Raw genomic sequence first — 13,759 nt, forward strand, 5'->3', positions numbered from 1 at the left:
TGACACAATCGTTACTATGAAAGCCACTAATGAACGCATAATCGTATTCGATACTGAGACAACCGGTATGAATATGACCGGTCCTCACTATGAAGGTCACTGTATTGTCGAGATCGGTGCCGTGGAAATCATCAACCGTAAGCTGACGGGTAATACTTTCCACGTCTATATCAAGCCGGATCGCGAAATCGATGCTGAGGCGATTGATGTCCACGGTATTACCGACGAGTTCTTGCTGGATAAACCGACCTATGGTGAAGTGCACCAGGAGTTTATGGACTTCATCCAGGGGGCCGAGCTGGTGGCCCACAACGCGCCCTTCGATATCGGCTTTATGGACTATGAGTTCGGCAAGCTGGATCCGTCAATAGGCAAGACGACAGATTTCTGCAAGGTGACCGATACCCTGGAAATGGCCAAACGCCTGTTCCCGGGTAAGCGTAATAACCTCGATGTGCTCTGTTCTCGTTACGGTATCGATAACTCACATCGTACCCTCCACGGAGCATTGCTCGATGCCGAGATCCTGGCCGATGTGTACCTGATGATGACAGGTGGCCAGACATCCCTCGCCCTTAGCAGTGGCAGTGAAGAAAGTGATGCTGGTGCAGAAAATGCAATCCGACGTCTGGCTTCGGGGCGAAAAGCGCTAAAGGTTATCCGGGCTTCTGCCGATGAAATACAAGCGCATGAAGCGCGTTTGGATATTATCGACAAGAAGGGCGACGTGATGTGGCGTCAATAAGGGTATGATGAAGCGATTATGGTTGCTATTGCTGGTATGGCCGCAGCTGTTGTTATGGCCTCTACATTCGTGGGCTGATGACAGTACGGTGATGTCTTGGCTGGATAATCGCTTCCGGGTTGATCCGACGGTGCAGCAGGTCTCTTTTATGGTCAAGCGTGACCAGAAGAGTAATTCTGTGGTGTTGGTTCGTCCCGATGGCCAAAAATATTATGCCTGGCGTCATCCTGATAATGTCTCTTGGTACGAAGAGCCGGGGATGGATATCATCTCTATCGAGAACCCGATGCCCGGACCGTGGCAGGCCGTCGGTAAGGTAAGTCCGAAAAACCAAATTACTGTACTGTCTGATTTGAAGCTGGATGTCGATAACCTACCGGCAAGACTCTACCAGTCGGAAACCATCAAATTTACTGCCCGCCTGACCCAAAACGGCCAGCCGCTGCAGATGCGCGATTTTCTCGACCGCATCAGTCTATCCGTGGTGTTTTTCGAATATATCGAAAACCCCGATGAACTCCCTAAAGAAGCCTTGCCGATGCCTATTCCTATGGGAACCTTTGCCGATGATGGTTTGGGTTTTGATGAGGTAGCCGGTGACGGAGAGTTTACGGTGGCGCTCCCTGTTGAACTGCAGCCGGGTAAATATACGGTCAAAGTCAGCTCCAGCAATGGCATCTTCTTGCGCACGGTCGAGCAGGAAGTGTTGGTCTACCCACCACCGATTAATGCCAGCTTTATCCAAGGTCGAGGCCACCAAGAAGCTCACCAAGTCGTCATTACCGGCGAAGAAGGGGCATTGAAGACCGGCTCCTTGGCGGCCCATATTGAGCAAGTGAGTTTTGAAGGTGAAACCACCATCAGCCAGCAAGCGGCTTTGCCTGATGAGGAAAGGCTAACGGTATGGTTGCCAAATGGTGAATTAGCGGGGCGCTATACATGGTCTGGCTGGCTATATGCCACCGATAGCTTCAGTGACCGCGAGTTGATTTTCCAACTCCCTGAAAGCCATTTTGCTGTTCAGGCAGAACTGCAGCTGGATCGTAATCTCAATGCCTTCCGTGAGCAGCAAGAGGCGAAAGAGCGTCAGGCAGAGTTTGCCAGACTCGAAGCCGAACGCCAGGCCGCCCGCTCCAAGGCGATGAAAATTATAGCCTTGGCCAATGTGTTGGTGATTGTGCTGGTGGTTGTCGGTGCTGTGCTATGGCGCAAGCGCAAAGTGAAGAAAGCAATGGAAAGTGCTGAGCTTAGTGTACCCGGTAGCTAATATGTAGCTTATCGATTGAGACAAATAAAGAAGGGAAGCCGATATGGCTTCCCTTTTGCTTTTGTTTCGTTTGGTATGGATTAAGCCGCGATTTCCTTAGGTGTCGGTTGGTAAGGTTTGGCTGCAAGCTCTTGCGGGTCGAAGTCATCGACGTTAATAGTGCGTAGTCGACCTTCTTCGGCACGGCAGAGCAGCTCGGCTTCCTCAGGGTTGATGACGTTGAGCTCAAGCCCTTTCTCGGCCACTTTGTCGAGTTGCATGAACGGCATTTTCTTACCAGCCGCTTTGCAGACTCGGTCGTAGATCGGTTCGGCGGCAAGAATATCGCTCAATGTTGCTTCGATCATACCTACGGCATTGTTGGCTGTTGCCTCGAGGTATTGGTTGCGACCAATACGGCTGCGGGTTTCACTTGGAGTTTGAATGATCCTTGCCACTTTGTGATCCAATTTATCGGATGGGCGAACACGGCCCAGACCTAGTGGGAACACCATGGTACGAAGCAGTGCCGCAACCGGACGGTTCGGGAAGTTACGCAGGAACTCATCCAAGGCTTCCTGGGTCTGGTAGAGTGCATCTTGCAGCCCCCAGTGTACCAATGGTAGATCTTCGGCTTTCGCGCCTTCATCGGTATAGCGCTTGAGGGTTGCCGAGGCCAAATAAAGTTGGCTCAACACATCACCCAGACGGGCCGACAGACGCTCTTTGCGTTTGAGTGAGCCACCCAATACCGCCATTGAAATGTCAGCCAGTAGGGCTAAGTTGGCGCTGTAGCGGTTGAGTTGCTGGTAGTAGCGGGTGGTTTGATCTTTTCTCGGTGCTGCCGAGCCACGGCCGTCAGTGAGGCCGAACCAGAATGAACGAACCATATTGCTGATCACAAAGCCGACATGGCCGAACAGCGATTTATCAAACTCCTGCAGGGCTTTTTCGGCATCCTCGTCGTAAGCCGCGTTGATTTCATTAAGCACATAAGGATGGCAGCGGATTGCCCCCTGGCCAAAGATGATCATTGAACGGGTTAGGATGTTAGCCCCTTCTACAGTGACTGCAATCGGTGCACCTTGGTAACCTCGAGCGAGGAAGTTACTCGGTCCCATACAGATCCCTTTACCGCCGACAATATCCATGGCATCGATAACACTGCGCTGGCCACGGTGGGTACAGTGATATTTTACAATCGCCGAAATTACCGACGGCTTTTCGCCAAGGTCGATACCGGCAACTGTAAAGTTGCTGGCAGCATCCATGACATAGGCGTTACCTGTGATACGGGCCAATGGCTCTTCGATACCTTCCATCTTACCAATGGGCAGTTTGAACTGGCGGCGGATACGGGCATAGGCACCGGTTGCCATCGCCGCGGTTTTCAAACCACCGGTTGAGTTGGAAGGCAGGGTGATACCACGGCCGACAGATAAACACTCAACCAGCATACGCCAGCCTTGGCCAGCCATTTCCTGGCCACCAATGATGAACTCGATAGGGACAAAGACTTTATCGCCTTGGGTCGGGCCATTCTGGAACGGGATATTGAGCGGGAAGTGACGGCGACCAATATCGACACCGTCAATATCGGTTGGGATCAGGGCACAGGTGATACCCAGCTCTTCCTCGTCACCAAGGAGATGGTCGGGGTCGAACAACTTGAACGCTAGACCCAAGACCGTAGCAACTGGCGCCAGGGTGATATAGCGCTTGTTCCAGGTCAGCTCCATACCTAGCACTTCTTCTCCTTGCCAGGTCCCTTTCTTGACGATACCAAAATCAGGGATCGAGCCAGCATCGGAGCCTGCTTCAGGGCTGGTTAGGGCAAAACAAGGGATTTCTTTACCTTCGGCAAGGCGAGGTAGGTAATGGTCTTTTTGATCTTTGGTGCCGTAGTGCTGCAGTAACTCACCTGGACCTAGTGAGTTGGGTACACCGACCGTTGAGGATAATACGGCAGAAACACCGGTCAGCTTTTGCAACACCAGTGACTGGGCATAGGCCGAAAATTCAAGGCCACCATATTCTTTTTTGATGATCATCGCGAAGAATTTGTGATCTTTTAGGTACTGCCAGACTTCCGGTGGCAAGTCGGCTAGCTCATGGGTGACTTGGAAGTCATTGACCATACGGCACACTTCGTTGACCGGGCCGTCAAGGAAGGCTTTTTCCTCAGGGCTCAGGCGCGGGGCAGGGATATCGTGCAGCTTGTTCCAGTCTGGCGCGCCACGGAACAAGTCTGCTTCCCACCATACCGTACCGGCATCGATCGCTTCTTTCTCGGTACGCGACATTTCAGGCATGACTTTCTTGAATGCCTCGAGCGCACGTCGGCTCAATAGCGAGCGGCGTAGGGAAGTAATGTTTAGCGGTATAGCAATAGCAAGGAAAGCCAGCCAGCTGAACTGGCCAGTAATATCAAGTAAGGTGCCCGCAGCCAGTGCCGCAGCAATAGCCAGGGTGAAGGTGCGCAGGTTTGCCCGGTGGTAAGCCAGCACACCGGTTATACCAATCAGCCCCAGTAGGTACACGAGTGTAACCATTTTCAATCTCCTTATTTGGGCGTTGCTTTATTATATTTTGGGTACATTTTATGCAAGGTAAGAGGTCTAACCACTTGTGATAAGTGTAATGTTGTTTTTAATGAAATGTAAAATAATTTTCCGTTCTGAAAATGTGCGGTTACGTAAAGATGTCTTGTCACCGCTTGTAAAATAAGGGATTGATCGAGATCAGCGGGAAGGAAAAAAGTACTTGCGTTAATTCCTCATACAATTAAGATCCCGTGACATAGTTCACGTATTACTAGGATCTCGGCATCGAAGCCGGCATTTTCGTGAATTTTCAGGGAGTGAACGAGGCGACGCAAAGTAGCCTTTTCTCATTGTTGCCTTTCCCGAACTCCGACTGACAGTTGCCCGCCGGATCCCATTCTCGGGATGACAGCTACTTACAATTCTTCATTTTCATTTCACCAAACGGTAACAAGCCGCGTGGGCTTTCGTCGTTCCCGTTTGGAAGGGGTTTTCCGTGTTGTTATTTGATGCGTTTAGACAGGCTTGGCGGGAAGGTTTCTCCCTTTCGTCATTACGGTCCGATATTGTTTCTGGTGTCACCGTCGGTGTGGTGGCGATTCCCTTGGGTATGGCATTGGCGATAGCGGTTGGCGTACCACCTCAACATGGCTTGTATACCGTTATCGTGGCTGGCCTGTTGGCTGCATTACTGGGTGGCTCCCGTTTTAATATCACCGGTCCGACAGCGGCGTTTGTGGTGATCCTTTTGCCTATCACCCAGCAATACGGGCTTTCTGGCTTGATGCTGGCAACCATGATGTCCGGGGTAATTCTGCTGCTCATGGGCGTTTTGCGTCTCGGCCAGCTGGTGGCTTATGTTCCGTATCCAGTGACAACCGGCTTCACCGCAGGTATTGGTTTGACGATTGCTTTCTTGCAGTTAAAAGATTTGCTTGGCCTCAGCGTGGCAACCAACCCTATCCATTTCCCGGAAAAAGTTGTGGCTTATGCCAGTGCGATGCCGACGCTGAACATGGCTGACGCGCTGGTGGGCCTGGTGACCATTGCTGTCTTTATTCTGTGGGCCAAGCTGAAAACTAAAATACCGGCCCACGTTGTTGCCCTGTTGGCGGGTACGCTAGTGGCCTTGTTTGTCAACCAAATGGGCGGAAGCCATGTTGGCCTGCTAGGCGAGAAATTCCATTATCAAATTGGTGACTTGGTTGGTCAGGGGATCCCGCAGGTGTTACCACAGCTGGTGATGCCATGGCAGGATGGTCATTTTTCATGGGATCTGGTGATTGAGCTGCTGCCAGCGGCATTTACCATAGCCATGCTCGGTTGTATCGAATCCTTGCTGTGTGCGGTGGTGGCTGATGGCATGACCGGGACTAAGCACAACCCCAATGCCGAGTTGGTCGGCCAAGGCCTAGCTAATATTGTTGTCCCGTTCTTTGGCGGGATCCCAGCAACTGCCGCCATTGCCCGTACCGCAACCAATATTAGGGCTGGTGCATTCTCGCCACTCTCTGCCATTGTCCATGCCTTGTTTGTGCTGGCTGCGATGATCGCTTTGGCTCCGATGCTCTCTTATGTCCCTATGAGTGCGCTGGCAGGCCTGCTGATCATGGTGGCGTGGAATATGTCTGAGGCACCGCACTTTGTGCACACCCTGAAAGTAGCGCCGCGCAGGGATGTGGCTGTATTGCTGACCTGCTTTACCTTGACTGTTGTATTCGACATGGTGGTGGCCGTTGTCGTTGGGCTGCTTCTGGCTGGGGTTCTGTTTATCCAGCGCATTGCTTCACTGACCACTGTCGACAAAGTGGCAGGCGGACACCCGCACCAGAATTTCGGTGACGATGTGGTGGTTTATGACATCAATGGCCCGCTGTTTTTTGCCGCCAGCGAAAAAGCTCTGTCGGTGATTGACTACACGGCACCGGAGACCCAGGCCGTGGTATTGGATTTCACTGATGTCACCACCATTGATATTACCGCAATTAATGCACTGGAAAACGCCATTGATCGGATCCGTGAGTACCCGGTTTACCTGCTTGGGGTAGCTGCGCATATCGAGAAAAAGCTGGCAGCAGCCGGTCTTCTGACAGTGGATAACGTCGCTTGTTGTGGCTCTGCCGAGTCATTACGTGAACATTTGGCGATAAAGACTCACAATGTTCAATCTAAGGAGTCGACACTTCCAAGCGTTTCTTTGTACACTGCTAGTTGATAATAATTTTTGATAAGACAGAGAAGGTCCTATGTATCAAGACACCATCCGCGCCGAGTTGACGGAAGCGGCAGAAGTCCTCAACCGTTTTTTAAGCGATGACAAGAATATTGCTGATATCGAAGCAGCTGCCAAACTTCTGGCCGAGTCGTTTAAGCAAGGTGGCAAGGTGTTGTCTTGTGGTAACGGTGGATCTCACTGTGATGCGATGCACTTTGCCGAAGAGCTAACAGGACGTTACCGCGAAAACCGTCCGGGTTATCCTGGGATCGCGATTTCAGATCCGAGTCACTTATCTTGTGTGAGCAATGACTTCGGTTACGAGTCGGTATTTTCCCGCTATCTAGAAGCGGTCGGTGCGAAGGGCGATGTCCTGTTCGGCCTATCGACATCGGGTAATTCCGGTAATATCCTGAAAGCTATCGATGCAGCCAAGGCCAAGGGGATGAAAGTGATCGCCTTAACTGGTAAAGACGGCGGCAAGATGGCAGGCTTGGCAGATGTGGAAATTCGTGTGCCGCATTTCGGCTATGCGGACCGTATCCAGGAAGTACATATCAAGATCATCCATATCTTGATTATGCTTATCGAAAAAGAAATGGCGGAATAATCCAGTCTCGATGACTGGTGCAACAGAGGAAGGGCATAAAGGACTATGTGTGAATTACTTGGCATGAGCGCCAATGTGCCAACAGATATATGCTTTAGCTTCACCGGCTTGATGCAGCGAGGTGGTAATACCGGTCCACATCGTGACGGCTGGGGGATCACCTTTTACGAAGGTAAAGGGTTTAGGACCTTCAAGGATCCGAACCCGAGCTGTAAATCACGTATTGCAGAGTTGGTACAGGAATACCCGATCAAGAGCTGTGCGGTGGTCAGCCATATCAGACAGGCAAACCGTGGTGGGGTGAGCTTGGAAAATACCCACCCGTTTACCCGTGAGCTATGGGGGCAATACTGGACCTTTGCCCACAATGGTCAGTTGACGGGTTACGATAAGCTCGATACCGGGCGATTCAAGGCGGTGGGTGATACCGACAGCGAAATTGCTTTTTGCTGGCTGCTCAAGCAGCTGGATGACAGGTTCCCGGATACACCGGATGACTGGGAGGCGGTATATCGCTTGCTGGCGGAAAGTTGTGACACGCTTCGTGAGCTGGGTGTATATAACATGCTGCTTAGCAATGGTGAGTACGTACTAACCTACTGTACTAATAACCTCCATTGGATCACCCGTCGGGCACCGTTTGGCAAGGCGTCTTTGATTGATGAAGATGTGACGATTGATTTCCATGAAGAAACGACACCGAACGATGTCGTGACGGTTATTGCCACCCAGCCGCTGACCAATGACGAAAGCTGGCACAAGATGGAAGTCGGGGAGTTCAATGTTTTCCATTTCGGCGAGCAGGTCTTCAATCGGACTGTGTAATATCTAAGATGTAGCATCGAAATAGACAAATAAAAAACGCGACGTTATGTCGCGTTTTTTTATGCCTGCATGGCCTGCCAACAAAGCCGATTACTCATCGGTCGCATAGCCGGACAGGGGCAGTGGCGAACCATCAAGTACCGCTTTGCCGTCGGTCATCACAACACGGTCTTGCAGACACCAGTTGGCAACCATCGGGTAGATACGGTGCTCTTGCTCCTGAACGCGCGCCATTACTTCTTCGGCAGTGTCACCGGCAAAGATTGGCACTTTGGCCTGGAGGATCACCGGGCCACCATCGAGCTCTTCAGTGACGAAATGGACACTGGTGCCATGTTCGTCGTCACCGGCGTCGATAGCCCGCTGGTGGGTATTTAGCCCGGTATACTTCGGCAGCAGGGAAGGGTGGACATTGAGCATCCGCCCTTGGTAGTGGCGAACAAAATCGCCGCTGAGGATACGCATGAAGCCGGCCAGGATCACCAAATCCGGCTGGTAGCTGTCGATGCACTCGGCCATGGCCTGGTCGAACGCAGCACGGTCAGCGTAGTCTGCCGCAGAAAGATGCAGGGCATCTATGCCTGCTTGGCGGGCACGCTCTAATCCGTAAGCGTCAGCCTTGTTGGACAATACCGCACTGATGCGGGCGTCCTTGATGATGCCTGACTCGCAGGCATCAATCATCGCTTGAAGGTTAGAGCCGTTGCCTGAGATAAGAACAACGATATTCTTCATCGCTTACAGGATCTCCACCTGCTCTTCGCCTTCGTTGGCATTGGCAATGTGGCCAAGTAGCCAAGCTTGCTCGCCTTCGGCATTGAGGATGCTGATCGCTTGCTCTGCCTGTGCTTTTGGCAGGGCAATCACCAGGCCTACACCACAGTTGAAGGTACGGTACATTTCGTAGGTATCAACGTTACCGGCTTCTTGTAGCCAGTTGAACACAGCAGGCCACTGCCAGCTGTTGCCATCAACGACTGCTTTGCTACCTGCTGGCAGTACGCGTGGGATATTTTCCCAGAAGCCGCCGCCAGTGATGTGGGAAATTGCGTGAACATCACAGCTTTCCATCATCTTAAGGGTCGACTTAACGTAGATTTTAGTTGGCTCAAGCAGGTGCTCAGACAGGGCTTTGCCTTCTAGCTCCTGGTTAAGGTCAGCATTTGAAACCTCAAGGATTTTGCGGATCAGCGAGAAGCCGTTCGAGTGTGGACCGCTTGATGCAACGGCGATAAGCGCGTCGCCTTCAGCGACCTTGCTGCCATCAATGATGTCAGCTTTCTCAACCACACCTACACAGAAACCGGCAACATCGTAGTCTTCGCCGTGGTACATGCCAGGCATTTCAGCAGTCTCACCACCGATTAGTGCACAGCCAGACTGGATACAACCTTCACCGATACCGGCAACTACGTCAGCAGCCGTATCTACGTCCAGCTTGCCTGTTGCGTAGTAATCAAGGAAGAACAGTGGCTCGGCGCCCTGTACGATCAAATCGTTGACACACATAGCAACCAGATCGATACCGATAGTGTCGTGCTTGTTCAGATCCATTGCCAGGCGCAGTTTTGTTCCAACACCGTCTGTACCAGATACCAAAACTGGCTCTTTGTACTTGGTCGGTAGGCTGCACAATGCGCCGAAACCGCCAATACCGCCCATCACTTCAGGACGGTGGGTGCGTTTTACCACCCCTTTAATACGATCAACTAATGCATTACCTGCATCGATATCAACACCAGCATCTTTGTAGCTAAGAGAAGAGTTATTGCCGCTCACAGGAGTTTCCTCAACGTATTAAAGTAAAAAAGCGGGGGTATGATAACAGCAGTCAGGGCGGAAAGGAAAACGTTTGCGTCAATATTTGTCACTGGGTGTTTCCTGAGCAAATAACAGCTGCACCCCTACCAGAGCGTAAATGGTCTAGTGTATAATAGTGCGATTTTTTGAAATTTATTTGCCCAGGAGTCAGAGATGAAAGTCGTTGAGGTTAAACACCCACTAGTAAAACATAAGATTGGTCTTATGCGCGAAGGTGACATCAGCACGAAACGTTTCCGTGAGCTAGCAACGGAAGTAGGCAGCTTGCTGACGTATGAAGCGACTTCAGACTTCGAAACAGAAAAAGTTACCATTGAAGGCTGGAATGGTCCAGTTGAAATTGACCAGATCAAAGGTAAAAAAGTAACAGTTGTGCCAATCCTTCGTGCTGGCCTAGGCATGATGGACGGCGTTCTTGAGCACATGCCAAGCGCACGCATCAGTGTTGTTGGTATCTACCGTGACGAAGAAACCCTAGAGCCTGTTCCTTACTTCAACAAACTGGCATCAAACATCGACGAGCGTATCGCACTGGTTGTTGACCCAATGCTGGCAACAGGTGGCTCTATGATCGCCACGCTTGATTTGCTGAAAGAGCAAGGCTGTAAGCAGTTCAAGGTACTGGTTTTGGTTGCTGCTCCTGAAGGTATTGCCGCACTTGAGAAAGCACACCCAGATGTCGAGCTATACACTGCCGCTATCGATGAGAAGCTGAACGACAAAGGCTACATCGTACCAGGCCTAGGTGACGCGGGTGACAAAATCTTCGGTACTAAGTAACGACTGAAGCTGCATCTAAAAGTGAAAAAGCCGGATTGTTATCCGGCTTTTTTTATTGGCCTGTAATGAAAAGGCTTCAAAATGATAAGAAACCGGGCAGTTGATACCCGGTTTTTTTGAGGATTATTTGTCGGAAGCTTCTTCCATCTGGGCGTTATCCACCACGTGATTCTCACCAAGGTCATCCGGCAGGATAAGGTTCAGCAGAATTGCTACGATACCGCAAAGGCTCACACCCTGCAGGCTGAACTCGCCGATACCGAAAGCCATACCACCGATACCGAACACCAGTGTTACCGCTACAATCACTAGGTTACGCGCCTTGTGCAGATCCACTTGGTTTTTGATCAGGGTGTTGAGGCCAACCGTGGCAATCGAACCAAATAGCAAGATCATAATACCGCCCATTACCGGTACTGGGATGGTCTGTAGAATGGCGCCCAGCTTACCAACAAATGCTAGTACCAATGCAGTCACTGCTGCCCAAGTCATGATCACTGGGTTGAAGGCTTTAGTCAGCATCACGGCACCGGTCACCTCAGAATAAGTGGTGTTTGGTGGTGCGCCGAACATTGAAGCTGCCATGGTCGCGACACCGTCACCGGCCATAGTACGGTGCAGACCTGGTTTTTTCAGGTAGTCTTTACCGGTTACATTTGAGATAGCCAGCATATCACCCACGTGCTCTACCGCTGGGGCAATAGCCACCGGGATCATGAACAGCACGGCGTTGATGTTGAACTCAGGGAAAGTGAAGTTCGGCAGTGCCAACCAAGCTGCCTGTTGGACTGGTGTGAAATCAACAACGCCGAAACCAAGGCTGACCGAGTAGCCGGCCACAATACCCGCCATAATCGGGATCAGCTTGAAAAAGCCCTTGGCAAAAACACTGAAGCCGATGGTGACTAACAGCGAAATCGCTGAAATCCACAGGGCAGCATCGCCGTTGACCAACTGCACCGCTCCGTCGCCGGTTTTACCCAGTGCCATGTTGACTGCTGCTGGTGCCAGACCAAGGCCAATAACCATGATCACCGGGCCAACAACAACCGGTGGCAGTAGCTTATGAATAATCGCCACACCGCGTACCTTGATGATGGCACCCATGCACACGTAAATCACACCGGCCATCATCAGGCCACCCATAGTCGCAGGGATCCCCCAGGTTTGTACGCCATACATAATAGGGGCAATAAAAGCAAAAGAGGAGGCGAGGAAGATAGGGACGGAGCGTTTGGTGATGACTTGGAAGAGGAGAGTACCGATACCGGCACCGAAGAGGGCAACGTTGGGATCCAGTCCGGTAAGAAGCGGTACCAGAACCAATGCGCCAAATGCAACGAAAAGCATTTGGGCACCCTGTAATATCTGCATCATGGTTGATTTCCACCCTGTCTGTAAAAAAAATCGCGGAATGTTAGCACAGAGGCAACCGTTTACCTAAGGCTAATCGGCAAAATTTGCCAAAAAGGGATCTCAGCATAATTTTGTGATGTACATAATGAAATATGACAGAACATTGACGCTGATTATTGTCATATAGCAAAGACTTATAAAAAGTTAGGAACAGAAAAATACAATTGAGTGAATTTTTTGTGTGGGAAGCAGTTGCCCCGCAAGATATGTTCAATTTATGATCGGGCATTAACTTTAGTGATAACGAGTACCTTATGTTGCGTATTGCATTACTTTTCTTGGCACTGCTGGCCCTGCCGTTGAAGGCTGCCACGGTGACCAATCTTTATCAGGCGCAGGTTGCCTTGCCTGATACGGATCGCCAATCCGAGCAAGCAGCCAGGAAGCAGGCTCTGGAACAGGTTCTGATCAAGGTATCGGGGCAGAGCAACATCGTTGAAAACGAAGTTGTTGCCAAGGCGCTGGGAAGCAGTAACCAATACGTTAGCCAGTTCAGCTACGCCAACCGAGATGGCCAGCGCACTCTGCTGCTGACGTTCGATCGCAGCCGTATCCGTAACCTACTGACCCAGGCAAACTCAACGTTTTGGAGCGAACAGCGCCCGAGTGTACTGGTGTGGTTGGTGGAAGATGCCAACCGCAGCCGTAATATTATCTGGGATCAGTCCAATAACGATTTGGCAAAGCTTATCCAGGCCGAAGGCGATCGTCGTGGCGTACCGGTGATGATGCCAATTGGTGATTTTGAAGATGTCACAGCTATCAGCACCCCGGATATCTGGGGCGGTTTTGTTCAGCCTATCGCGACAGCCAGTCAGCGCTATCAACCGCAAGCAGTGCTTGTGGTTCGCGCCCGTAAACAAGATGGCGAACAGGTTGCGCTAAACTGGCAGTTGTATAGCGGCAATGTCGAGCAACTCGCTCGCAACCAGGTTGCTCCATCTGAAGGCCGTAACAGCGGTGAAACGGTGACAACGGTGGGCCAGATGGTCGATAGCATGGCAGACATCCTAGGGGCTAAATATGCAGTGCCACTTGGTGGTGATGCCAGCGGCCAATTAGCCGTCGTGGTTGAGAATATTCAGTCATCGCAAGATTTCTTTACCTTGGAGCGCTTGATCACCAACCTGACTTCAGTGGCAGCAGTGAATGCTTACCGCATCCAGGGCGATCGTGTGGAGTTTACGGTTCAGCTGCTGAGCACCGAGGATGTGTTCCAGCGTGAGTTGAGCCAGGACAGCCGCCTATCAGCGGTAACTGCGCCAGTGGTTGAGCCGTTTGAACCAGCGCCACAGCCTGAAGGCATGCTCCGCGCGACAGATATCTCAGCGCAGGCTCCGGCCAGCCAGGTAGCACCTGCTACTGAAGAGTCGTCCGATGTGGATGTCTCGGGCACCGAACAACTTGGTGGTGAGCAGCAGGTAACCGAGCCTCAAGCGACAAACACACAGGTTGACGTTAAGCCTGCCAAGCAGGCGGCGGTATTTAGCTGGTCGAATTCAGCGTCGACATCTGTATCGTTGTAAGCCGCTTATTAAGGTTTTCGACAATAAAAAAA

The 13,759-nt window shown here is 51.3% G+C and carries 11 protein-coding genes; 7 read left to right on the forward strand and 4 right to left on the reverse strand.

The annotated features are described in order from the left end of the window. Positions 1–16: 16 nt before the first annotated feature. Both dnaQ and ACXAD4_RS03355 read left to right on the forward strand, forming a co-directional pair. The gene (gene dnaQ / locus ACXAD4_RS03350) at positions 17–745 is read left to right on the forward strand and encodes a DNA polymerase III subunit epsilon (protein ID WP_475238684.1); all 729 of its coding nucleotides are present in this window, start codon (positions 17–19) and stop codon (positions 743–745) included. Between the two features lie 7 nt (positions 746–752). After that, positions 753–2,012 carry a TIGR03503 family protein gene (locus ACXAD4_RS03355; protein WP_475242703.1) on the forward strand — a complete coding sequence of 420 codons (1,260 nt, stop codon included), beginning with the start codon at positions 753–755 and terminating at the stop codon, positions 2,010–2,012. A gap of 80 nt (positions 2,013–2,092) precedes the next feature. On the opposite strand, the gene fadE is transcribed toward ACXAD4_RS03355, so the two are convergent. Continuing rightward, positions 2,093–4,543, reverse strand: a complete 2,451-nt coding sequence (gene fadE, locus ACXAD4_RS03360) for an acyl-CoA dehydrogenase FadE (RefSeq protein ID WP_475238686.1) — start codon at positions 4,541–4,543, stop codon at positions 2,093–2,095. A 487-nt stretch (positions 4,544–5,030) separates the two neighbouring features. Between fadE and dauA the strand changes: the two genes are divergently transcribed. Genes dauA through ACXAD4_RS03375 form a run of 3 tightly spaced genes read left to right on the forward strand, consistent with a single transcriptional unit; the run spans position 5,031 to position 8,184 of the window. Then, positions 5,031–6,749, forward strand: coding sequence for a C4-dicarboxylic acid transporter DauA (gene dauA / locus ACXAD4_RS03365; RefSeq protein WP_475238689.1), 1,719 nt, complete (start codon positions 5,031–5,033; stop codon positions 6,747–6,749). Between the two features lie 31 nt (positions 6,750–6,780). Further along, positions 6,781–7,359: a D-sedoheptulose 7-phosphate isomerase gene (gene lpcA, locus ACXAD4_RS03370; protein ID WP_317525309.1), complete on the forward strand. Its 579-nt coding sequence runs from the start codon at positions 6,781–6,783 to the stop codon at positions 7,357–7,359. Between the two features lie 45 nt (positions 7,360–7,404). After that, entirely contained in the window at positions 7,405–8,184 is a 780-nt protein-coding gene (locus tag ACXAD4_RS03375) for a class II glutamine amidotransferase (RefSeq protein WP_475238692.1), read from the forward strand. 90 nt (positions 8,185–8,274) lie between these two features. Here the strand turns inward: ACXAD4_RS03375 and purN are convergent, their stop codons facing one another. Beyond that, on the reverse strand, positions 8,275–8,919 hold the full coding sequence (gene purN / locus ACXAD4_RS03380; RefSeq protein ID WP_475238694.1) for a phosphoribosylglycinamide formyltransferase: 645 nt from the start codon (positions 8,917–8,919) through the stop codon (positions 8,275–8,277). 3 nt (positions 8,920–8,922) lie between these two features. Then, positions 8,923–9,963, reverse strand: a complete 1,041-nt coding sequence (gene purM / locus ACXAD4_RS03385) for a phosphoribosylformylglycinamidine cyclo-ligase (protein WP_475238696.1) — start codon at positions 9,961–9,963, stop codon at positions 8,923–8,925. A gap of 195 nt (positions 9,964–10,158) precedes the next feature. Between purM and upp the strand changes: the two genes are divergently transcribed. Then, positions 10,159–10,785: a uracil phosphoribosyltransferase gene (upp, locus tag ACXAD4_RS03390; RefSeq protein ID WP_044622620.1), complete on the forward strand. Its 627-nt coding sequence runs from the start codon at positions 10,159–10,161 to the stop codon at positions 10,783–10,785. Between the two features lie 123 nt (positions 10,786–10,908). On the opposite strand, the gene ACXAD4_RS03395 is transcribed toward upp, so the two are convergent. Next, positions 10,909–12,162, reverse strand: coding sequence for a uracil-xanthine permease family protein (locus ACXAD4_RS03395; RefSeq protein ID WP_475238698.1), 1,254 nt, complete (start codon positions 12,160–12,162; stop codon positions 10,909–10,911). A gap of 293 nt (positions 12,163–12,455) precedes the next feature. Between ACXAD4_RS03395 and ACXAD4_RS03400 the strand changes: the two genes are divergently transcribed. Continuing rightward, entirely contained in the window at positions 12,456–13,727 is a 1,272-nt protein-coding gene (locus ACXAD4_RS03400; protein WP_475238700.1) for a DUF2066 domain-containing protein, read from the forward strand. Positions 13,728–13,759 lie beyond the last annotated feature (32 nt).

Source organism: Photobacterium sp. AWH4_225 (genome assembly GCF_056158405.1).

Excerpts from the sequence above, each read along its gene's own strand:
- dnaQ (WP_475238684.1), top strand. The coding sequence starts at position 17 with ATGAAAGCCACTAATGAACGCATAATCGTATTCGATACTGAGACAACC.
- ACXAD4_RS03355 (WP_475242703.1), top strand. The coding sequence starts at position 753 with ATGAAGCGATTATGGTTGCTATTGCTGGTATGGCCGCAGCTGTTGTTA.
- fadE (WP_475238686.1), bottom strand. The coding sequence starts at position 4,543 with ATGGTTACACTCGTGTACCTACTGGGGCTGATTGGTATAACCGGTGTG.
- lpcA (WP_317525309.1), top strand. The coding sequence starts at position 6,781 with ATGTATCAAGACACCATCCGCGCCGAGTTGACGGAAGCGGCAGAAGTC.
- ACXAD4_RS03375 (WP_475238692.1), top strand. The coding sequence starts at position 7,405 with ATGTGTGAATTACTTGGCATGAGCGCCAATGTGCCAACAGATATATGC.
- purN (WP_475238694.1), bottom strand. The coding sequence starts at position 8,919 with ATGAAGAATATCGTTGTTCTTATCTCAGGCAACGGCTCTAACCTTCAA.
- upp (WP_044622620.1), top strand. The coding sequence starts at position 10,159 with ATGAAAGTCGTTGAGGTTAAACACCCACTAGTAAAACATAAGATTGGT.
- ACXAD4_RS03395 (WP_475238698.1), bottom strand. The coding sequence starts at position 12,162 with ATGATGCAGATATTACAGGGTGCCCAAATGCTTTTCGTTGCATTTGGC.
- ACXAD4_RS03400 (WP_475238700.1), top strand. The coding sequence starts at position 12,456 with ATGTTGCGTATTGCATTACTTTTCTTGGCACTGCTGGCCCTGCCGTTG.